Annotated in this window: 18 protein-coding genes, 2 tRNA genes and 1 pseudogene; 13 read left to right on the top strand and 8 right to left on the bottom strand. The window is 70.6% G+C overall.

All coding sequences use genetic code 11. The annotated features are described in order from the left end of the window. Positions 1–18: 18 nt before the first annotated feature. The 4 genes from ACZ7OH_RS27265 to ACZ7OH_RS27250 all read left to right on the top strand — a co-directional run bounded on the left by ACZ7OH_RS27265 (position 19) and on the right by ACZ7OH_RS27250 (position 5074). Entirely contained in the window at positions 19–1830 is a 1812-nt protein-coding gene (locus ACZ7OH_RS27265) for an ArnT family glycosyltransferase (protein ID WP_470283384.1), read from the top strand. Positions 1831–1865: 35 nt separating this feature from the next. Continuing rightward, positions 1866–2522 (top strand): response regulator transcription factor, encoded by a 657-nt coding sequence (locus ACZ7OH_RS27260; RefSeq protein WP_470283383.1) that lies wholly within the window; start codon positions 1866–1868, stop codon positions 2520–2522. Then, positions 2519–3601, top strand: coding sequence for a sensor histidine kinase (locus ACZ7OH_RS27255; RefSeq protein WP_470283382.1), 1083 nt, complete (start codon positions 2519–2521; stop codon positions 3599–3601). Before ACZ7OH_RS27260 ends, ACZ7OH_RS27255 begins: the two co-directional genes overlap by 4 nt. Before the next feature lie 264 nt (positions 3602–3865). Further along, positions 3866–5074, top strand: a complete 1209-nt coding sequence (locus ACZ7OH_RS27250; RefSeq protein ID WP_470283381.1) for a chitinase — start codon at positions 3866–3868, stop codon at positions 5072–5074. 11 nt (positions 5075–5085) lie between these two features. On the opposite strand, the gene ACZ7OH_RS27245 is transcribed toward ACZ7OH_RS27250, so the two are convergent. After that, entirely contained in the window at positions 5086–6177 is a 1092-nt protein-coding gene (locus ACZ7OH_RS27245; RefSeq protein ID WP_470283380.1) for a dihydrofolate reductase family protein, read from the bottom strand. An 86-nt stretch (positions 6178–6263) separates the two neighbouring features. Here ACZ7OH_RS27245 and ACZ7OH_RS27240 point away from each other — a divergent pair, with 86 nt between their 5' ends. Further along, complete coding sequence (locus tag ACZ7OH_RS27240; protein WP_400908299.1) at positions 6264–6515, top strand: hypothetical protein; 252 nt, start codon at positions 6264–6266, stop codon at positions 6513–6515. 206 nt (positions 6516–6721) lie between these two features. Here ACZ7OH_RS27240 and ACZ7OH_RS27235 read toward each other — a convergent pair whose 3' ends face one another. The 3 genes from ACZ7OH_RS27235 to ACZ7OH_RS27225 form a co-directional block, all read right to left on the bottom strand. Continuing rightward, complete coding sequence (locus ACZ7OH_RS27235; protein ID WP_400908302.1) at positions 6722–7954, bottom strand: aldehyde dehydrogenase family protein; 1233 nt, start codon at positions 7952–7954, stop codon at positions 6722–6724. Positions 7955–8009: 55 nt separating this feature from the next. Continuing rightward, on the bottom strand, positions 8010–8777 hold the full coding sequence (locus ACZ7OH_RS27230) for a M50 family metallopeptidase (protein WP_470283379.1): 768 nt from the start codon (positions 8775–8777) through the stop codon (positions 8010–8012). Positions 8778–9534: 757 nt separating this feature from the next. Continuing rightward, positions 9535–10437: a DNA-3-methyladenine glycosylase family protein gene (locus ACZ7OH_RS27225; RefSeq protein ID WP_470283378.1), complete on the bottom strand. Its 903-nt coding sequence runs from the start codon at positions 10435–10437 to the stop codon at positions 9535–9537. 143 nt (positions 10438–10580) lie between these two features. Between ACZ7OH_RS27225 and ACZ7OH_RS27220 the strand changes: the two genes are divergently transcribed. The 3 genes from ACZ7OH_RS27220 to ACZ7OH_RS27210 all read left to right on the top strand — a co-directional run bounded on the left by ACZ7OH_RS27220 (position 10581) and on the right by ACZ7OH_RS27210 (position 13831). Further along, complete coding sequence (locus ACZ7OH_RS27220) at positions 10581–11333, top strand: methyltransferase domain-containing protein (protein WP_470283377.1); 753 nt, start codon at positions 10581–10583, stop codon at positions 11331–11333. Positions 11334–11372: 39 nt separating this feature from the next. Then, positions 11373–12695: a M20 family metallopeptidase gene (locus tag ACZ7OH_RS27215; RefSeq protein ID WP_470283376.1), complete on the top strand. Its 1323-nt coding sequence runs from the start codon at positions 11373–11375 to the stop codon at positions 12693–12695. Positions 12696–12793: 98 nt separating this feature from the next. Then, entirely contained in the window at positions 12794–13831 is a 1038-nt protein-coding gene (locus tag ACZ7OH_RS27210; RefSeq protein ID WP_470283375.1) for a S1C family serine protease, read from the top strand. A gap of 120 nt (positions 13832–13951) precedes the next feature. Here ACZ7OH_RS27210 and ACZ7OH_RS27205 read toward each other — a convergent pair whose 3' ends face one another. Both ACZ7OH_RS27205 and ACZ7OH_RS27200 read right to left on the bottom strand, forming a co-directional pair. Beyond that, the gene (locus ACZ7OH_RS27205) at positions 13952–14329 is read right to left on the bottom strand and encodes a DUF3224 domain-containing protein (protein WP_470283374.1); all 378 of its coding nucleotides are present in this window, start codon (positions 14327–14329) and stop codon (positions 13952–13954) included. A gap of 66 nt (positions 14330–14395) precedes the next feature. After that, positions 14396–15925, bottom strand: a complete 1530-nt coding sequence (locus ACZ7OH_RS27200; RefSeq protein WP_470283373.1) for a helicase HerA-like domain-containing protein — start codon at positions 15923–15925, stop codon at positions 14396–14398. Between the two features lie 102 nt (positions 15926–16027). On the opposite strand from ACZ7OH_RS27200, the gene orn reads away from it, so the two are divergent. The 3 genes from orn to proP all read left to right on the top strand — a co-directional run bounded on the left by orn (position 16028) and on the right by proP (position 18314). Continuing rightward, positions 16028–16636, top strand: coding sequence for an oligoribonuclease (orn, locus tag ACZ7OH_RS27195; protein WP_400908325.1), 609 nt, complete (start codon positions 16028–16030; stop codon positions 16634–16636). A gap of 77 nt (positions 16637–16713) precedes the next feature. After that, a tRNA-His gene (locus ACZ7OH_RS27190) sits at positions 16714–16789 on the top strand. A 121-nt stretch (positions 16790–16910) separates the two neighbouring features. Further along, complete coding sequence (gene proP / locus ACZ7OH_RS27185) at positions 16911–18314, top strand: glycine betaine/L-proline transporter ProP (RefSeq protein ID WP_470283372.1); 1404 nt, start codon at positions 16911–16913, stop codon at positions 18312–18314. Here the strand turns inward: proP and ACZ7OH_RS27180 are convergent. After that, entirely contained in the window at positions 18311–19489 is a 1179-nt protein-coding gene (locus tag ACZ7OH_RS27180) for a L,D-transpeptidase (protein ID WP_470283371.1), read from the bottom strand. The genes proP and ACZ7OH_RS27180 overlap by 4 nt on opposite strands. A 166-nt stretch (positions 19490–19655) precedes the next feature. Between ACZ7OH_RS27180 and ACZ7OH_RS27175 the strand changes: the two genes are divergently transcribed. After that, positions 19656–19728: transfer RNA gene (locus tag ACZ7OH_RS27175), tRNA-Lys, on the top strand. Between the two features lie 254 nt (positions 19729–19982). On the opposite strand, the pseudogene ACZ7OH_RS27170 reads toward ACZ7OH_RS27175, so the two are convergent. Next, positions 19983–20477: pseudogene (locus ACZ7OH_RS27170) on the bottom strand (site-specific integrase); the annotation flags it as partial. Here ACZ7OH_RS27170 and ACZ7OH_RS27165 point away from each other — a divergent pair. After that, positions 20455–20781 (top strand): hypothetical protein, encoded by a 327-nt coding sequence (locus ACZ7OH_RS27165; protein WP_470283370.1) that lies wholly within the window; start codon positions 20455–20457, stop codon positions 20779–20781. The pseudogene ACZ7OH_RS27170 and the gene ACZ7OH_RS27165 overlap by 23 nt on opposite strands. Positions 20782–21283 lie beyond the last annotated feature (502 nt).

Here is a 21283-nt window from a genome sequence, read left to right as displayed (position 1 = left end):
CCGGAGTTGGGTGGCGGCATGATCACCGCCGCACCAGCGAAGACCCGCTCCTGGGCGCTTCCGCTCGTCTGCCTCGGCGCCGCCCTTCTCTACGCCTGGAAGATCGGCGACGGCCAGCTCGGGAACACCTACTACTCCGCCGCCGTCAAGTCGATGACCGGCAGCTTCACCAACTTCCTCTTCGGCTCCTTCGACCCCTACGGCGTCGTCACGGTCGACAAACCGCCAATGGCCCTGTGGCCGCAGGCGCTCTCGGTCCTGATCTTCGGCTTCCACGGCTGGGCGTTGCTGCTCCCCCAAGTCCTCGAAGGCGTCGCCGCGGTGTTCCTCCTGCACCGGACCATCCGGCTCTGGGCCGGCGAGAACGTCGCCCTCCTGGCCGCGGCCCTCCTCGCGCTGACGCCCGTCACCGTCATCATCAACCGCGACAACAACCCCGACACCCTGCTCGTCCTCTTCCTCGTCGCCGCCGCGTACGCCCTCACGCGGTCGCTGCGGGACGGCCGGAAGTGGTTGTGGTGGTGCGCTTTCTTCGTCGGCTGCGGCTTCCTGACCAAGATGCTGCAGGCGTGGATCATCGTGCCCGCCCTCGTCGCCGCCTACCTCGCCGGGACGAGCGGGCCGCTCCGACGGCGGCTGCTCGACGTCCTCGGCGCCGGCCTCGTGCTCGTCGTCTCCTCGTTCTGGTGGATCGCGCTGTACGACTGGTGGCCCGGCGCCAAGCCCTACATGGGCGGCAGCGAAGACGGCTCCGCGTGGGACCTCGTCTTCGGCTACAACGGCTTCGGCCGCCTCTCCGGTGACGGCGAGAGCGGCGGCATGACGATCATGCGCGACGGGCAGCAGACCACGACCTCGTTCGGCGGCGACCCCGGCCCGGGCCGGATGTTCAACGACCTCGTCGGCGGCCAGATCTCGTGGCTGCTTCCACTGTCCCTCGTCGTCCTGGTCGTCCTCGGCCGCCGGTGGCGCGACGCCGGCTGGCTGCTCTGGGGCGGCTGGCTGCTCGTGACCACCGTCGTCTTCAGCTTCGCCGGCGGCATCTGGCACCCGTACTACACGACGGCGCTGGCCCCCGCCGTCGCCGCGGTCTCCGCCGCCGGACTGGCGCTCCTCTGGCGGCGATACCGGCGGACCTTGCTCCCCGCGGCCGTCGCGCTGAGCGCGGCCTGGGCGTTCGTCCTGACCTCGCGCGACACGGCCTTCTACGGCTGGACGCGCTGGGCCGCCATCGGCACCGCCGTCGCCGCGATCGCGTGGCTGGTCGTCGCGCCGGACCGACGCGCGCTCGTCGCCGCGCTCGTGCCCCTGCTGCTCACGCCCGCCGTGTGGTCGTACGCCGCCGCGCAGAGCACGTCGGCCGGGACGCTGCCCGCCGCCGGCCCCGCCACCGGTCCCGCCGCGCCGCCGCCGCTGCCACCCGGTGGTCCCCGGCCACGGATCATGCTGTCCGGTGGCGACGGCACCGCCACGCTGTCGGACGAGCAGCGGCGCATCCTCGACTACGCCCGCCGCAGCGGCACCGAGATCACCCTGGCCGTGAACGCCGAGGCCGGCGCGGTGGCGCCGTACCTGATCGACTCGGACGCGACCGTGATCGGCATGGGCGGCTTCGGCGGCCGCGACAACGCGCCGTCGGTCGCGCAGCTCGACCGCTGGCTCGCCGAGGGCAAGCTGCGGTTCGTGCTGAGCAACACCGGGCCCCGACCAGGACCGCCGCGCAGCCCGGCTCAGGCCGAACGTCAACGCTGGATCGAAGAGCACTGCGCGACCGTCGACCCCGCGGCGTACGGCGGTGGCGGGGCGGACACGCTCTTCCGGTGCCGCTAACGGCGAGGAAACACGGCCGCGGCGATCATCGGGGCATGCGGGTGCTGGTGGTGGAGGACGAGCCGATGCTCGCGGACGCGATCGCGGAGTGGCTGCGCGACGAGTCGCACGCGGTCGACATCGCCCACGACGGCGGCGCCGCGCTCGACCGGATCGCCGTGCACGACTACGACGTCGTCGTGCTCGACCGGGACCTGCCGGTCGTGCACGGCGACGACGTCTGCCGGCAGGTGGTCGCGTCCGAGGTCGCGACGCGGGTGCTGATGCTCACCGCGGCCGTCGAGGTCACCGACCGCGTCGCCGGGCTGTCCCTCGGCGCCGACGACTACCTGACGAAGCCGTTCGCGTTCCCCGAGCTGGCCGCGCGGATCCAGTCGCTGGGGCGGCGCTGCCGGCCGGCCGCGCCACCGGTTCTGCGCCGCTCCGGCGTCACGCTCGACCCGGCGCGGCACGAGGTGTTCCGCGACGGGCGGTACCTGCCGCTGTCCAAAAAGGAGTTCGCCGTGCTCGCCGAGCTGCTGCGCGCGGACGGCGCCGCCGTGTCCGCCGAACACCTGCTGGAGAAGGCGTGGGACGAGCACGCGGACCCGTTCACCGGCGCCGTCCGGCTCACCATCCTCAAGCTGCGCCGCAAGCTCGGCGACCCGCCGCTGGTGGAGACGGTCACCGGCGTCGGCTACCGGCTCCGGTGAGCCTCCGGCTGCGGCTGACCGTCCTGTACGGCGGCCTGTTCCTGCTGGCGGGCGGCCTGCTGCTGGGCGTGACGTACCTGCTGTTCACCCAGCAGGTCGGCCGGCGGGTCACGATCATCTCGGGCAGTCCGTCGCCGGGACTGCCCACGCTGCCTTCGCTCAAGGCGCTCGACGAGCAGGCGCGGCAGCTGCGTGCGGCGGCGGTGACGTCGCTGCTGACGCAGGGGGCGATCGCGCTCGGCGCGGTGGCGGTGCTGGCGGCCGGGCTGGGCTGGCTGGTGGCGGGCCGCGCGCTGGCGCCGCTGCGGCAGGTCACGGACACCGCGCGCGGCATCGCGGCGGCGGCCGACCCGGGTGGCCACGCGCGGATCGCGCTGCACGGCCCGGCCGACGAGGTGAAGGACCTCGCCGACGCGTTCGACGTGATGGTCGAGCGCCTGGACCGCTCGTTCGACGCGCAACGCCGGTTCGTCGCGAACGCGTCGCACGAGCTGCGCACGCCGTTGACGCTGAACCGGTCCCTGGTCGAGGTGGCGATGCACCGCCGCACGGCCTCCGACGACGTCCGGCAGCTCGGGGGCAAGCTGCTGGAGATCAACGCGCGGCACGAGAAGCTGATCAGCGGGTTGCTGCTGCTGGCCCGGTCGGAGAGCGCGCTGACCGAGCGATGCCCGGTCGACCTGGCGGCGGTGGTCGCGCACGTGGTTCCGCCGGGGGTGCTCGCGGATCTCGGCGAGGCGACGGCGCTGGGCGACGCGCTGATGCTGGAGCGGCTGGCGCACAACCTGGTGGAGAACGGGATCCGCCACAACGTGCCGGACGGCTGGGTGCGCGTGACGACGCGGGCGTTGCCCGGGCGAGTGGAGCTGGAGGTGGCGAACAGCGGGCCGGTGATCGCGCCGGACGAGGTGCCGGCGCTGTTCGAGCCGTTCCACCGGCGGGCGCGCGTCGCGGCGGAAGGCGCGGGGCTGGGGTTGTCGATCGTGCGCTCGGTGGCGCACGCGCACGGCGGTGAGGTCGTGGCGACGGCGCGGCCGGAGGGCGGACTGGTCGTGGTGGTGTCGCTGCCCGCGGGATGAGGACTCGCGGGCAGCGTAACCGGATGAGCGGGCAACGAACCGCGTCTCGGCGCGCGCGAAGCCGCACACCGATTTATTCTCCCGGTCCTCTGGTGCATCCATCCGTCGCGGCCTCACCCCCGCGTTGCCTTTCCCCGGACCAATATCGGATATTTCGGCGCTTATCGCCCGCCATTTCCCCCTATCCGACCTTCGCGTCTTGACTTCGTTAATGGTCTAGTCCAATAGTTTGTCCACCCTCGAACCCCACCGGGAGGACAGATCATGCGCAGGAGCAGACTGGCCGCCATCGGGCTCGCCGCCGCCACTTTCGCCGCCACCGCCGTGAGCCTCGTGCTCGGTGCGCCGTCGGCCACCGCGGCGTTGAGCAACAACTGGTACGCCGCAGCGCCCTACCTGATGCCCGTGAGCAACAACCCGCCCGACCCGATCACCGTGATGAACGCGACCGGGCTCAAAGCGTTCCAGCTGGCGTTCATCCTGGCGCCCAACGGCGGCGGCTGCAGCCCGACCTGGGACGGCACCAACGCGGTCTCCTCCGACACGACCGTCGCGAACGTGATCTCGCGGGTCCGGTCCAACGGCGGCGACGTCTCGGTGTCCGTCGGCGGCTACGGCGGCACGAAGCTCGGCCAGACCTGCGGCACCGCCGCGGCGACCGCGGACGCCTACCAGCAGGTCATCACCAAGTACTCGCTCAAGGCGATCGACTTCGACCTCGAAGAGCCGGAGTACGAGAACACCGCGGCCATCGCGAACGAGCTCGGCGCGGCGAAGACGTTGCAGGCCAACAACCCCGGCCTGTTCGTGTCGGTGACCATGCCGGGCACCGCGGCCGGCACCGGCTGGTTCGGCACGCAGCTGCTCGACCAGGCGAAGTCGATCGGCTTCAGCCCCAACAACTTCTCGATCATGCCGTTCGACGGCGGCTTCAACGGCGGCTCGTCGCAGGTGTCGGCGCTCGAGGCGTTCCACGGCCTCCTGACGTCGCACATGGGCTGGGACAGCGCGACCGCGTACTCGCACGAGGGCTTCTCGGGCATGAACGGCAAGTCGGACGCCGCCGAGATGTTCTACACGGCGGACTTCCAGACGGTCTACGACTACGCGACCAGCCACGGCCTCGGCCGCTTCACGTTCTGGTCGGTCAACCGCGACCGCGCCTGCGTCGGGACGACCGACAACGGCGTCTGCAGCAACGTCCCGCAGAACGACTGGGACTTCACGAAGTTCAGCGTCCGGTTCGCCGGCGCGACCCCGCCGCAGACGACGCCGACCCAGCCGACGACGACCCCGACCACCCCGGGCGGCGGCACCTGCACCGCGGCGGAATGGGATCGCACCAAGGTCTACGTGAAGGACGACGTCGTCTCGCACAACAGCCACAAGTTCACCGCGAAGTGGTGGACCCAGGGCGAAGAGCCGGGCACGACCGGTGAATGGGGCGTCTGGGTCGACAACGGCGCCTGCTGAGGCTTCGGCCCTCAGAATTCGAGGTGAGTGTTCTCGCGCTGGACCTCCGGGGTCAGCGCGGGAACCTCGACCACGTGCCGCCCGGCTTCGCGCAGCAGCTCGGTACCCCGGGCGTCGACGAAGACGGGCGGCTCGCGCCACGCGAAGACGACCCGCGGGATCCCGGCGTCGAGGATCAGCTGCGTGCAGCTGCGCGGGTGGGAGCTGCGGTGGCTGCACGGCTCGAGTGAGCTGTACATCGTCGCGCCGGCCAGGCGCGGATCGCCGGCGCACTTGGCGAGCGCGGCTTCCTCGGCGTGGTTCAGCGGATCGCCCTCGCCGGAATGCCCGGTCGCGACGACTTCGCCATCGGCGTCGGTGATGACGGCGCCGACCCGGAAGGTGTGGCTCGGCGGGCATTCGGCGGCGAGCGCGATGGCTTCCCGCAGGCGCGCGACGTCCCGGCCGGTCGGTTCGTCGGCCGCGCGGTACCGGAGGATCGCCATCCCCTGTAGTTCCTCCACACCGGTGAGAACCAGCGGACGCGGATAGAGCCCAGGCCCGACGAACCGTGGCGCGTCGGGCTGCCCGACGAAGAACGGCGCGATCGCGAGCCGCAGCTCGTCGGCGAGACCGTCGGCGAGGAACCGGGTGTGGATCCCGCCGCCGCCTTCGACCAGCAGGTTTTCGATGCCGCGCGCGCCGAGATCGTCCAGGACGCGCCCGAAGTCGGGCGGATTCCCGGCATCGACAACGGTGGCGACGTCCTTCAGCGCATCGGCGGCCCCGGGCGGGGCGTAGACGATCTTTTCGGTGTCCCCGACGGTGAAGAACTGCGCGCCCGGGTCGAGGCCGCGGGTCGTCACGGTGACTTTGACGGGTTGTTCGGGCTTCCCGCGCGCGAGCCGCTGTCGCCGCAGGTCCGGCGACCGCACGAGCAGCCGCGGGTTGTCGGCCCGCACGGTCCCGGCGCCGACGAAGATCGCGTCGGCCTCGGCCCGCAACCGGTCCACGACGGCGAGGTCGTCCTCAGTGGACAGCACGAGCCGCTCGGGCGAGGTGTCGTCGAGGAAGCCGTCGAGCGACTGCGCGGCGGACAGCAGGACGTGCGGCCGGGTGATCACCCAGCCCAGTATGCCGTAACGCCTTCGGTGATCCGGGCGTCTCACGACGTATCCCTGTCGAGCCCATCCCCCGGAGCTTTCTGAACATGACAACGCGAGGCTGGTACAAGGAGCGGACGCTGACCACGGTCGACACGGTCGGCCGGGAGGTGTCGGTGACGACCGGACTCACCCGAGACCCGGAGGGGCGCCTGGTGGCGGCCATAGCAATCAGCGACGGCCCGACGGCGATCTACCGCTACGCGGGGGAGGTAGGAGAGGGAACGGAGCTGGTGACGAACACGGCGGACACGGTGAAGGAACTCCGCCGGCTGGCAAGCATGGGGCCGACGATCTAGCCCGGGGGCGGCGTTCGCGGCGCCAGCTCACGCAACCTGGGTAGCCGGCCGCCGGGATCGCCCGCGACTGGCCGGCCACGGGTCGCCAGCCGTGGGTCCCTTTGGGCGGTCCGGCCGAGAGGCGTCGGCCGAGCCAAGCCACCTCCACCACCAAGTCGCCGGGCCGCCGACCCTGCAGGCCGCCGGCCCCGCGCCCAGCGCTCGGGTCAGGCGGGCAGGACCGCGTACTGGCGGACGTACAGGTCCGTGTACGTCACCGGGCCGCGGGGCCCCGGGACCTTGTCCAGGTTGATGCCGGTTTCCGGGACCGCGAGCAGCTTGAAGCCGTCGAGGAGGCGGGTCGGGGCGTTCCAGAACACGCCCGTGCCGGTGTAGCCGTCGAAGAACGCGTCGGCGGCCGAGGTGTCCTCGGTCGCGATGCCCGCCGCCAGGCCCGATGTCCGCTCGTTGGCGATCTCGACCGCGTCCGCGAGCGCGCCGACCTTGGCCACCGTCACCGTCGCCTCGCGGTCGGAGTCCAGCGCCCACTCGTAGCCGATCGCGTGCTCGTGCGGGGCCAGCGACGGCGTGACCCCGCGCTCGGCCAGCGCGTCGGCGATGCCGGGCCAGACCTCGTCGTGGATGCCCTCGTGGATCAGCAGCAGGTTCAGCCGGTTGCACACACCCAGCCGGTCGAGGCTCGCGAAGACGAGGTCACGCACCTTTTCGGCGTCCGCGCCGCGGTCGACGTACAGGACGCCGCCGCCATCGGCGTGGGCCAGCGTGCGCACGCCGTGGACGGCCGCCTCGGTGGCCAGCGCCCGGGTGCTGTCGCCGCTGCCGCGCAGGATCACCAGCGGGACCAGGTTCGGCAGCCGCACCAGCGCGGACGCCGCCTCGCGCTCCACCCGCGGCACCAGCTGGACGCAGTCGGCGTCGATGCCCGCCTCGGTCAGCGCCGGGGCGATGACGACCTCGCGCAGCCGCTGCGCCGAGCCGAGCGCGGCCGAGCCGGTGCGCAGCACGCCCGCGTTGCGCGACTTGACCAGCTGGGACGCCACGTCGACGGTCACGTTCGGCCGCGCCTCGTAGTTCGCGCCGATGACGCCGACCGGGCGTCGCCGCTCGACCAGCTTCAGCCCGCCGTCCAGCGTGGACACGTCGACCGAGCGCTCCTGGTGCGGGGCGCCGGCGAGCAGCCGCAGCTGCTCGGCCATGCCGGTCAGGCGTTCCGGGGTGATGGTGAGCCGGTCGAGCAGACCGGCGCTCATCCCGTCGGCCTTCGCGCGCTCGACGTCGGCCTGGTTCGCGTCGAGGATCTCGTCGCGGTGCGCGAGCAGCCGCTCCGCCATCCCGGTCAGCGCGGCGTCGACGGCTTCGGCGGAAGCGGCGGCGAGCGACGGCGCGGCCAGCTTCGCCGCCCGTGCGCACTCCTCCACGGCCTTGGCGACCTCGTCCATCGTTCGTCTCCCTCCGCGCGGACCAGCGAGAGACCAGTTTGCCGCATGGGCGTGGCTAGGCGGCCACGGGCTCCAGTAGCCACAGCCCACCGGCGATCAGGCAGCTGATCGTCGCGACGGCGAAGACCAGCACCCACAGCACCGGCGGCACCGCCGTGAGCCGGCCCAGCTGGTCGGCGTCGGAGTCGCGGGCCTGGCCGCGCCGCCGCTTGACCTGCAGCTCGACCACCGGCCGCACACCGCCGAACAGCAGGAACCACGTCACGAGGTAGCTGAACGGAGCCTGCACCTCGACCGGCGCGACGAACGCCACCAGCGCGAGCACGAGGGCGCTGACGACCACGGTGAACACCCCGTAGGCGTTGCGCACCATCACCAGTACGCCGAGCAGCAGCAGCGCGATCAGGACGAGGACCGTGCCGACCAGGTCGGCGCCCAGCAGGCTCGCGAACAGCAGCCCCAGCACGGACGGCGCCATGTACCCGGCCAGCGCGGTGAAGGCCATGCCCGGCCCTTCGGGCTTACCGCGCGAGACGGTGACGCCCGAGGTGTCCGAGTGCAGCTTGATGCCCTGCAGCCGCCGCCCGACCAGCACGGCGGCCAGCGCGTGGCCGGCCTCGTGCACGATGGTGACGCCGTTGCGCGCCGTCCGCCACAGCCTGCCGCCGACAAGCACGACCAGCAGCGCCACCCCACCGGCGACCAGCGTGATCACGGCAGGTGTCTGGGCCTGCTCGAGCAGCGACGGAGTGGTGGCGACCGCACGGAGGGCAGCACCGGCGCGGGCCGGGTCACCGAGCGCGAGTTGAACGGGCGAGCTCACCCGAACACCTCACCACAGGCGACATCTGGCTACTGTGAGTCCCCACGGCTGGCGGTTCCGCGGCTTCGGGTAAGGGGTCGTTCCGGTCTCCTTCCTCGGGGTTGGTTGGCGCGACGGGTTTCCGCGGTGCGCGGACGGCGGGCTCGGCTCCCCGGCGACTGAGCGGCGGCCCTCGCGGACCCGGAGCGCGGGGCTCGGGACCCCTCGCCGCCGGTGAGCCGCCGCCCTGGCGAGCGCAGGCTGCAGGCGAGCGCAGGCCGGTGGCCGCACTGGGTCGCAGCCGACTCGACCGGCTCGAGCCCGCCGACGACGGCCCGGCCACCGAGGCACCCAGCCAGCGGGCGGGCGCAGGCCGGTAGCCGCACTCGGTCGCCGCCCACTCGACCGACTCGAACCTGCCGACGCCTGCCCGGCCACCAAGGCACCCAGCCGGCAGGCGGCCGCAGGCCGGTAGCCGCACTGGGTCGCGGCCCACTCGACCGGCTCGAACCTGCCGACGCCTGCCCGGTCGCCCAGGCACCCAGCCGACGGACGGGCGCAGGCCGGCGGCCACACTCGGTCGCAGCCCACTCGACCGACTCAAGCCTGCCGACGCCGTCCCGGCCACCGAGGCACCCAGCCGACGGGCAGGCACAGGCCGGCGGCCACACTCGGTCGCAGCCCACTCGACCGACTCGAGCCCGCCGACGCCGGCCCGGCCACCGAGGGACCCGGCCGGGCAGCTCCGTGATTCAGCGCCGCCGGGCGGGGCGGCCGCTCATCGGGACTCCCTCAGCCGGGCCTCTCCCTCCACCCTGAACAGGAACGACGCCCAGCTCCGGAACGGCGCCCACGCCTCGGCGATGTCCGTCAGCTCCTCCACTCCCGCGTCCGGGAGGTGGTACGCCTCGCGCATGATCTCGTGCAGGCGCGTTTCTGCTCTCGGGAACACGTCCGGGTGACCGGCTCCGCGGATCAAGATCAGCTCCGCGCTGAACCTGCCCACTCCCGGCAGGACTTGCAGCTGTTTCAGCGCCTCGTCCGCCGGCATCGAGCGCAGGGATGCCGCGTCGAGGAGGCCGTCGGCGGCCGCTTCCGCGATCGCTCGCAAGCGCTGCATCTTCGCGCCCGACAGGCCCGGCAGGTACTCCAGCTTCGCCAGCACCGCCGGCGCCGGGAACGACGTCAGGACGCTGCCGCCGACCTCGACCTCCGTTCCGTGGCGCTCGGCCAGGCGACGGCGCAAGCGGACCGCCTGCGTCATCCAGATGCGGTGACTCAGCACCGCCCAGCACGCCGCTTCGTACGGGGACGCGAACAGCACCGGGCGCAACCCCGGGTGCAGCCCCTGCAGCAGGGACACCACCGGGTCGCGGTCGGCTACCTCGCCGAAGCCGGTGCCGTCGACGTCCAGTGAGCACATCCTCCGCACCTGCGTCACCACCGCTTCCGCCGACGACGGCGGGCCGTGCACCTCGACCGCCACCTCGCCCGGCGATCTCTGGCGCAGCACCGCTCCCACCGGTGTCCACTCGCCGTCGAGCGGGAACGCCACCCGGAGCGCGCCGGGTTCCGCGTCCGGCTGCCCAGCCGGCGCGAAGCCGGTCAAGAACCTCGCCGCCGCGGCCAGGTCGAACTCGCCCTGCACCGTGATCTCGTTGGCCAGCATGGAAATCGTCATCTCTCCTCCTCGGATCGGGACCTCGCCTGCGACGCTAGGCCGGGGCACCGACAATTCCGGGGCTCGAACGCCTGAGCCCGCGCAGTGTTCACTCGATCGAGTGCAGCAGATTTGACATACTGCCGGTATCCGAGAGGAGTCCCATGCCGACGAAGACCGCCACCGAACGCCTCGAAGCCCTGCTCGAAACGCCCGCGCAGACCAGCGGCGGCTACCTCGACCTGCTGGGCACCGCGTCCCAAGCCGGTCCGCCGACCGGACTCACCCAACGCTTGATGCGCACCACCCTCCTGCCGCAGGTCTACGAGCGGTACTGGCGCCCCGCGCTCGGGCGCGCGCTCAAGGGCCCGCTCGGCCCGAGCATGGCGGGCGAAGTACGGCTCGCGACGAAGCTCCTCGCCCTGCAGCCCGGCGAAACCGCGCTCGACGTCGCTTGCGGAACCGGTCGGTTCATCCGCGCGTTCGGCACGGCCGTCGGCCCGAATGGACTCGCCGTCGGCCTCGACGGCGCCCGCACGATGCTCGACAAAGCCGTCGCCGAGGGCGGCCCGGACTCCGTCGCCTACCTGCGCGCGGACGCCGTGCACCTCCCGCTCAATGAGTCCACTGTGGACGGCGTCTGCTGCTTCGCCGCCCTCCACATGTTCGCCGAGCCCGAGACCGCGTTGGACTCCTTCACGCGCGTGCTGAAGCCCGGTGGCCGGATCGTGCTGCTCACCAGCGCCCGGCGCGGCTGGCAACCCGCGCGAGTCGCGGAATCCATCGGCGGGATCCTGAGCGGGCAGCGGATGTTCGACCGCGGCGAGATCGCGGCGGCCCTGCGCGCCCGCGGCTTCACCGGGATCACCGAGCGGTACGCGGGCGTCGCGCAGATCGTGGCGGGCCGGCTGAGCTGAGCACCGCGGATTGTCGGTAGCGCCGGTTAGCATCGCCCCATGACCCACCACGAGCCCGTCCCGCCCGACGACAGCTACCTGCGTTCCCTGGTCGAGGCCACCGCCGACGCCGTCGCGGCCGCCGAACCGCTGTCCTCGCCGCACACCGGCGCGGACGAGGCGACGCGGGCCGAAGTGACCGCCGCCGTCGAGCGCAGTTCACCTGATCTGGTGGCGTTGAGCCAAGATCTGCACGCCCATCCCGAGGAAGGGTTCGCCGAGCACCGGTCGGTGCAAGCCCTGGCGGACCTCCTGAAGCGCCACGGCCACGAAGCGACCGTCGGCGTCGGCGGGCTCGACACGGCGTTGCGTGTCAGCACCCCGGAGCGAGACGGCCCGCACATCGCCGTCCTCGCCGAGTACGACGCGCTGCCCGGGCTCGGCCACGCGTGCGGTCACAACGTCATCTGCACCACCGCCGCGGGCGGCTTCCTCGGCGCCGCCACCGTCGCCGAGCGGCTCGGCGGCCGCGTCAGCCTGATCGGCACGCCGGCCGAAGAAGGCGGGGGTGGCAAGGAGATCCTCGCCCGTGCGGGCGTGTTCGACGACGTCGACGCCGTGATCATGCTGCACCCGTTCAGCCACGACATCGCGCTGCACCCGTTCCTCGGCCGCCGCCAGCTGGAAATGGTCTTCCACGGCGTCGGCGCCCACGCGAGCGCGCAGCCGTTCATGGGCCGCAACGCGCTCGACGCCGCCGTCGCGGCCTACCAAGGCGTTTCCGCGCTGCGCCAGCAACTCCCGCAGAGCGACCGCGTCCACGGCGTGTTCACCGACGGCGGCGCGCGGCCGAACGTCATCCCGGCGCGCGCGGCGCTGCTGTTCTACCTGCGCTCCCAATCCCCCGACACCCTGCGCGACCTCGCCGCCCGCATGACGTCGATCGCCGAAGGCGCGGCGGCGATGACCGGCTGCGGGGTCGAGCTGATCTGGGACGCCCAAGCCGCCTACCTGCCGATCCGGTTCAACACCGCGCTCGCCGGGCGCTGGTCGGTCAACCAGGCGGGCACCGGCCGCAAGCCCCTCCCGCCGGGCATCGTGCCGGAGTCGCTCACCGGCTCGACAGACCTGGGCAACCTGTCCTACCGGATGCCCGCGCTGCACCCGATGCTCGCCGTTTCGGGGCCGACGGTCGCGTTGCACACCAAGGAGTTCGCGGCCGCGGCCGGTTCGGAGACCGGTGACGCCGGCGTCCGGGACGGCGCGCTGGGCCTGGCCCTGACCGCCGCCGACTACCTCGGCGACGCCGAGCTGCGGCAAGCGGTGCACGACGAGTTCGAGGCGGCGGGAGGAGCGTTGGACGTACCGTCGTTCTTCGCCTGACGCCTGAGAATCACCTGAGTTTTCTCAGCTGATTCTTCTCAGCAAAGCCTGAGGTATTTCCACAGGTTGCTCACAAGCGCGGGCGCGAATCTAGTGCCATGACCGAGAACGAGAGTCGGCCCGGCCCCGCCTCACCCGGTGGGCACCAGCCGCACCAGAGCACCCAGCAGTACGGGCCGTTCGCGCAGCAGCCGCCGCACTACGGCTACCAGCACCAGGCCGCGCCGAACCCTCTGTTCACGCACCAGCCCCCGGCGGGGCAAGCGCCCACGGCGCTGAAGACCAAGCCGCGCAAGGGCGGCCGCGTCGCGATGATCGTCAGCGCGACCGCCCTCGGCGCCGCGCTGGTCGGCGGCGTCGGCGGCGCAGCGATCGTCGGGCTCACCACGAACTCGGCCGACGGCACGACGACGTCGGTCAGCACGCCGGCCGCGAGCGGCCAGACGGTCGCGAACTCGACGGCTTCCGGCGACGTCAGCGGCGTCGCGGCGAAGGTGACGCCCAGCGTCGTCCAGATCAACGTGACCACCGGCCAAGGCGAGGCCATCGGTTCCGGCGTCATCCTCACCTCGAATGGCCGGATCCTGACGAACGCGCACGTCGTGGACGGTGCCCAGAACGTCGTGATCACAACGTCCGATGGCAAGAAGTACCAGGCCAGCGTGGTCGGCGCGGACACCAAGGCGGACATCGCCGTGGTCCAGGCCCAGAACGCCAGCGGCTTGACCGCGGCGACGCTGGGCGACTCGAGCAAGCTGGTCGTCGGCCAGCAGGTGATCGCGATCGGCTCGCCGGGCGGCCTGCAGAACACCGTCACCACCGGCATCGTCAGCGCGCTCAACCGGAACCTGTCCGACATCGGCCAGGGCCAGCAGCAACAGCAGTCGCCCTTCAGCCGCACGTCGAACCAGTCCGAGAGCTCGCCCAGCTACACCGCGATCCAGACCGACGCCTCGATCAACCAGGGCAACTCCGGCGGCGCGCTGGTCGACGCCCAGGGCAACGTCATCGGCATCAACTCCGCCCTCTACAGCCCGACGGCCTCGGCCAACGGCTCGGCGGGCAGCGTCGGGATCGGCTTCGCCATCCCGATCAACGACGCCAAGAAGATCGTCGACCAGATCGTGAAGAACTAGGACGCGATGGGCCGTGGTCGGGGCGGTCCATCCTGGTCCACCCGCTTTCGGGGAGCGGTGGACACCGTGAAGGCCGTTTCGAGAGTCAATCGGGGGCTCTCGAAACGGCCTTCACGCCGTCTACAGGTCGTAACTGAGGATCAGCGTGTGGTTTTGCTCGGCGTCCATTTCGATGTTCGCCGTGCCGGAGATCCCGGCCAGCTCGCCGAAGCCCGAGCCGGTGAGGATCTTGAGCGTCAGGCCCGAGTCGTCGGCGGTGTGGTGCAGGACGAAGCCGCCCTTGCGGCCGTCGACCGAGACCTCGAGACGTTCGAAGGCGACGTACGCGCGCGAAGTCGCGTTGGACGCCGAGAGCAGCTCGACGGTGCTGGTCCCCTCGACCGCCCCGGTGAACGTCTTGGCGATGGCCACCCGGGCGAACTCGGTGCCGCCGGCCTCGTCGGTCGCCTGCGGCTCCCACTTGTCGAGGACGAACGACGCGGTCGCGGTGCTGGTCATGGCTTTCCCCTGTCTCGTTGGTGGAGCCAGCTTGGCAGCCATACCTGACAGGTTGCGTCAGGTTTGTCAGCGCCTCCGGTTGCCGAACAGCCCACGTGTGATCTCCCGGCCCAACGCGCTCGCCGCGGACCTCATGAACGACTTCACGGCCGGGTTCTTCATCGCCGACTCGATGAACCCCGGCTCGTCCTTGTCGGGAGCCGGAGCCGGCGCGGCCGGAGCGTCGGGCGCAGGGGCGGGCGCGTCGGCGACCTTGGCCGCCAGCTTCTCGTAGGCGGACTCCCGGTCGATCGTCTCGGCGTACTTCGCGTGCAGGTCGGACGAAGAAACCGAAGCGGCGACGGCCTCGTCGCCGATCGCGCCCATCTTCGACCGCGGCGCCCGCAGCCGCGTCCACGCCACCGGCGTCGGTGCGCCCCGCTCCGACAGCACCGTGACGATCGCTTCGCCGATGCCCAGCGACGTCAACGCCGTGTCGAGCTCGTAGAACTTCGTCTTCGGGTAGGTCTTCACGGTCTTGGCCAGCGCCGCCTGGTTGTCCGGGGTGAACGCCCGCAGCGCGTGCTGGATCCGCGCGCCGAGCTGCGAAAGCACGTTGTTCGGGATGTCCGTGGGCAGCTGCGTGCAGAAGAACACACCGACGCCCTTCGAGCGGATCAGCTTCACGGTCTGCTCGATGCGCTCGAGGAACGCCTTCGACGCGTCGTTGAACAGCAGGTGCGCCTCGTCGAAGAAGAACACGAGCTTCGGCTTGTCGAGGTCGCCTTCCTCCGGCAGCTCCTCGAACAGCTCGGCGAGCAACCACATCAGGAACGTCGAGAACAGCGCCGGCTTCGACTGCAGGTTGTCCAGCTCCAGCAGCGTGACGACGCCCTTGCCGTCGCGGGCGCGCATCAGGTCGTGGACGTCCAGCTCGGGCTCGCCGAAGAAGTCCTCGCCGCCCTGAGCCTCCAAGTTGGACAGCGAACGCAGGATCACGCCGGCCGTCGCGGCCGAGACCCCGCCGATGCCCTTCAGGTCCGCCTTGCCCTCGTCGCTGGTCAGGTGCGTGATCACCGACCGGAGGTCCTTGGTGTCCAGCAGCGCGAGACCGCGCTGGTCGGCCCAGTGGAAGATCAGCCCGAGCGTCGACTCCTGCGTCTCGTTCAGCCCGAGCACCTTCGACAGCAGCACCGGCCCGAAGCTCGTGATCGTCGCGCGGATCGGCGAGCCCTTCCCACCGGTCCCCAGCGACAGGAACTGCACGGGGAACGCCGCGCCGGCCCAGTCGTCGCCCAGCTCCTGCGAGCGTTTCACGACCTTGTCGTTCGCCTCGCCGGCCGCGGCCAGCCCGGACAGGTCGCCCTTCACGTCGGCGAGCACCACCGGCACGCCGGCTGCCGACAGCTGCTCTGCGACCAGCTGCAACGTCTTCGTCTTGCCCGTCCCGGTCGCGCCGGCCACCAGGCCGTGCCGGTTCAGCGTCGCCAACGGCAGCCGCACCGCGGCCGCGGCGTCGACCTGGCCGTCGATCACCACCGCGCCCAGCTCCAGCGCGGCACCCTCACTCGCATAACCGGCGGCGATCTCACTCGCCGGCGACCCCTGTTCGGTCACTCGCAGCTCCCCGATCGTGTGTCCTGCACCACACTCGGAGCGTAACGCGCCGTACGCACAGGTAACGCCGCTCATATCCCCGTGTCGGGTTAGGGTCACCAGGTGACCGACCGCCTAGTCTGGATCGACTGCGAGATGACGGGGCTCGACCTCGGCAAGGAAGCGTTGATCGAAATCGCCGCCCTCGTCACCGACGCGGAGCTGAACGTGCTCGGCGACGGAGTCGACATCGTCATCCACGCCGACGAGGAAAAACTCGCCGGCATGCCCGACGTCGTCCGCGAGATGCACGCCCACTCCGGCCTCACCGAAGAGGTCCGGCGCTCGACCGTGACCCTCGAAGAAGCCGAACGCCGCGTCCTCGAGTACATCCGCGAGCACGTCCCCGAGTCGGGCACCGCACCGCTCGCCGGCAACTCGATCGCCACCGACCGCGGCTTCATCGCTCGCGACATGCCGGCCCTCGATGCCCACCTGCACTACCGGATGGTCGACGTCTCCTCCGTCAAGGAGCTCGTCCGCCGCTGGTACCCGCGGATCTACTACGCCAAGCCGGAGAAGGGCCTCGCCCACCGGGCGCTCGCCGACATCCGGGAATCCATCGGCGAACTCGACTACTACCGGCGCGTCGCGTTCGTGCCCCAACCCGGCCCGACCAGCGACGAAGCCAAGGCCGCGGCCGCTGAAGTGCAGGAACAGCACCAGAGGTAACCCCCTGCAATCCGCTTGAGGGCACCCGCTACGATTGCTGACAGCAAGGTGATCGCAAGTGGATCCCCTTGGCGATGGTGGGCGTAGCTCAGCTGGTAGAGCACCTGGTTGTGGTCCAGGAGGTCGCGGGTTCGAAACCCGTCGCTCACCCCATCAACCCCCAGTTTGGATCTTCGGTCCGAGCTGGGGTTTTTTGCGTTCCGCCGCCGGTGGCAACCCTCACGTCCGGATGGCTCAGCGTGCGAGCCGCCGAATGCGGGTGCACCGTGTCCTGGTGGCACGTTCAGGACCGAAACTCAGGCGGAAGAAGAAGCTGCGGTACGAGGACATCACCGTCGTCGACCGGTCGTTGCTCAAGCGCGCGGTGGGGGCCGCCGCGCTCGGCAACGCCATGGAGTGGTTCGACTTCGGCGTCTACGCCTACATCGCCGACACCATCGCCGAGGTCTTCTTCCCGACCACCGTGTCACCTGGTGTGCGGCTGATCGGGACCTTCGGGGCCTTCACCGCCGCGTTCCTCATGCGCCCCCTCGGCGGGCTGGTCTTCGGACCCCTCGGCGACCGGATCGGACGGCAGAAGGTCCTCGCCGTCACGATGATCATGATGGCCATCGGGACGCTCTGCATCGGGCTGATCCCGTCCTACTCGAGCATCGGCATCTGGTCGCCGATCCTGCTCGTGGTCGCGCGGATGGTGCAGGGCTTCTCCACCGGCGGCGAATACGGCGGCGCCACCACGTTCATCGCCGAGTACTCGCCGGACAAACGGCGCGGGTTCATGGGGTCCTGGCTCGAGTTCGGGACGCTGTCCGGGTACGTGCTCGGCGCGTCGGTCGTCACCGGCATGAAGGCGTGGGTCCCGCACGAGACGCTGCTCGACTGGGGCTGGCGGATCCCGTTCCTGGTCGCCGGGCCGCTCGGGATCATCGGCCTCTACCTGCGGCTCAAGCTCGAGGAGACCCCCGCGTTCCAGAAGCACGCCGAGGAGGTGGAGAAGCGCGGCCGGGCCGGCGAGCCGTTCTGGAAGATGTTCACCGAGTACTGGCCCGCGCTGCTGATCTGCGTCGGCCTGGTGCTCGTGTTCAACGTCACCGACTACATGCTGCTGTCGTACATGCCGACGTACCTGTCCGAGCAGCTGCACCTCGACGCCACCCACGGTCTGCTGCTGATCATCGTCGTCATGGTCGTGATGATGCTGATCATCCTCGTCGGCGGGCGGATCACCGATCTCGTCGGCCGCAAGCCCGTCATGATGGCCGGCTGCATCGGGTTCGTCGTCTTCTCGTGGCCGCTCATGCTGCTGGTGCACGACGGCGGCCTGGTGCTCACCTTCCTCGGCCTGATGGGCCTCGGCCTGCTGTTGCTCTGCTTCGAGGTGTCGATGCCCGCGGCGCTGCCGGCGCTCTTCCCGACGGCGATCCGCTACGGCGCGCTGTCGATCGCGTTCAACATCTCGGTATCGCTGTTCGGCGGCACGACGCCGCTGGTGATGCAGGCGCTGATCTCCTCGACCAAGCACGACTTCTGGCCCGCCTGGTACATGATGGCGGCCGGCGTGATCGGCGCCGTCGCGGTGTACTTCAGCCGCGAGACGGCGAACCAGCCGCTGTGGGGCTCGGGCCCGTCGGTCGCGACGGAGGCCGAGGCACGGCAGCTGGTTCGCGACTCGGGTTAGTTGGCCGCCGTCCGCCACTCGTCCCAGGACAGCTGCCAGACGCTCCAGCCGTCGGTGGGCTCGAGCTTCGGGCCGCCGCTGTTCCGGACGGTCACGATGTCGCCCTTCTTGGACGTGTCCATCAGCCACTTCGTGTTGTCGGTCGAGAGGTTGAGGCAGCCGTGGCTGACGTTGCTGTGGCCCTGCTGCCGCACCGACCACGGCGCGGAGTGGTAGAAGATGCCGCTGTAGGACAGGCGCACCGCGTACTGCACGAAGGTGCTGTACCCCCCGGGCGCGTCCTCGGGGACGCCGTAAGTGGCGGAGTTCATGGTGTAGCCGGTGTGCTCGCTCATGACGGTGTAGGTGCCGGCCGGGGTGTTGTGGCCGGGCTTGCCCATGGAGGTCGGCATGGTCTTGACCTCCTTGTCGTTGATCGAGACGGTCATCTGGTGGGTCTGGCCGTCGGCGACCGCGACGAGCTTGTCACCGACCGCGGCGGTGATCGTCTTGTCTTCGCGGCCGTAGCTGCCCTTGCCGAGCGCCTTGCCGTAGACGGCAGCGTCGATCTTGATCTTGGTGCCGCTCTTCCAGTAGTCCCTCGGCCGCCAGGTCACCTGCTTGTCGCCGGACCAGCGGAAAGCGCCTTCGGTGGCCGGCTCGGCGGTGACCTTGAGCGCCTTTTCGGCGGCGGCCTTGTCCGCGACGTTCCCGCTGAAGGTGAAGATCAGCGGCATCCCGACGCCGACGGTCTCGCCTTCGTCGAGGTTCACCGAGACACCCAGCTGGCGCGCGGGCTTGACGGTGCTGAAGGACGACTCCTGCGTCACGGGCTTGCCGTCGGTGCCGGTGGCGGTCGCGGTCAGCTTGTAGGTCTTGTTGTAACCGAGCGGCTCGGCGGAGTCCCACCCGGAGCCATCGGCACGCGCCGTCCCGGCGACGACCTTGCCGTCGGCCCCGGTGAGCGTCACGGCCCCGACCGTCCCATCGGCAACGGCAACGCTGACGGGCTCCGCGGGCGCGACGTCCTTAGCGTCCTTGGCGGGGGTCAGCGTGAGCGCGGCCGGCTTCCCCGGGGCAGGCGTTTCGCTTCGAGAGGACGCCGGCGGTTCACTCGAAGGGCTAGTGCTGCAGCCGGCCACCGTGAGGCCGATCACCCCCGCGGCCAAGAGCAGCCGCACCCCCGAACTCGTCATGCCCACCTGCCTGTTTCGCCGTCGATGTCCGACTACAGTGTGCCCGACCAGCCCGGACAGGGGTGCGGCAACGCCCGAACCCGGGTTGGGGACCCCCCGTGAAACGGGCTCTGAACCGGGTGCTAATCTTTTCCACGTCGCCGAGGGAAACCTCCGGCAGACACCGGCGCCATTAGCTCAATTGGCAGAGCAGCTGGCTCTTAACCAGCGGGTTCGGGGTTCGAGTCCCTGATGGCGCACCCCCATCACCCCAGGTCTGATTCTCTTCGGCCTGGGGTTTTGTGGTATCTGGACGCGTTTCGTCCGCTTCCTCTCTGTCCTTTGTGGTCTCCTGCGAGCCCGAGGGGAGCCCGAGAGCGCAGTCCAGGTGCAACGCCCGCCGCGGGATCGCTCCAGCCAGCTTTCGGGCCGCATCCGCAGCCACTTCCTCGCCAACGTTGGTGTAGAGGTCCATCGTCACCTTGATCGACGAGTGCCGAAGCATGTGCTGGATCGTCTTCATGTCCACCCCAGCCCCAAGAGCTAGCGTCGCGGCGCCATGACGGAGACCGTGGAGCGTGATCGGGGGCAAGTCGGCCCGCTTGATCAGCCGGGCGAACTCGTCGGCGACGTCGGCCGGGTGCAGCGGGCTGCCGTCGGGCTCGGTGAAGAGCAAGTCGTGATCCACCCAATCGTCGCCGAGCCGGGCCTTCGCCTGGTCCTGACGAGCCAGGTGGGCCCGCAGCACCAGCACGGTGTTCGGGTCGAGGGCGACGATTCCCTCCGATGATGGGGTCTTGGGCTTGCACTGGCCGGTCTCCCATCCGTACTGGACGATCTGGTTCGCCACTTCCAGTGACGCCGCGTCCAGGTAGGTGTCCGAGCGACGCTGGCCGCAGCCTTCGCCTCGGCGCAGGCCGGTGTGGGCGATCAGGTGGAACAGCGGGTACAGCCGGTGGTTCACCGCGGAATCCAGGAACGCCCCGGTGAGGTCGCCGGTCCACACCATCACCGGGTACGGCACCTCGCCGGTGCGCCGCCACTTCACGATCCGCTCTGGGGTCCACAGCTTCGGCTTCGGCCGCACGGCCGGCGGCAACTCGACCAGCTTCGCGACGTTGTGGGTCAGCAGGCCCTGGTCCACGGCAGGCCGGAGGACCGCACGCAGCGTCTCCTTGATCCGGTGCAGCGAGGTCGGGCCGACTGGCCGCTGCCACTTCACCGCCGCGATCTTCCCTGGGTCGCCGCTCGCCCGGTACTCGGCGATCAGCTCGTTGCGCTCCACGATCGCCTCGAACATCGAATCCAGGTGACCTACGCGCAGCCGGTCGCGGCGGATCTTCGCCAGGTGCGGCCGCAGGTAGAGACGAACGTGGGACTCGTAGGAACGGTACATGTTCCGGCTCACCGTGCGCTTCTTCCGCACCAGGAACTCGTCGAACACCACATCCATCAACGGCTGCTCCAGCACCGCCGATCCCGCGCGAACGAGACGGCGCACGGTCTCGGTCTCGGGCAGTGGCTCCTTCTGCGAGATCAAACCCGCCAGTAAGTCTCCGATCTTGCGAGACGTCTCCTCGTCGCCGTCCTCGGCGATCCCGAGAAGGTCTCGCACCCGCTGCAGGCCTTTCTCGGCCTCGGTCGCGCTCTCGTAGCCACCACGTCGCCGCGGCCGACGATTGCCGGCCGCATCCTTGGGCAGCTCGATCCGGAAGTACCACTGCCCGTGTCTCTTGTTCGCCAGCTTCGGGCATCCGTCGCCAAGCGACTTCTTGTCTTCGTCCCGACACGAGCACCGCCGGTAGACCGACCCAT

This window comes from Amycolatopsis sp. NPDC114478 (assembly GCF_055633805.1).
The sequence above is the reverse complement of the archived record's forward strand: the minus strand, read 5'-3'. Positions and strand labels throughout refer to the sequence as shown.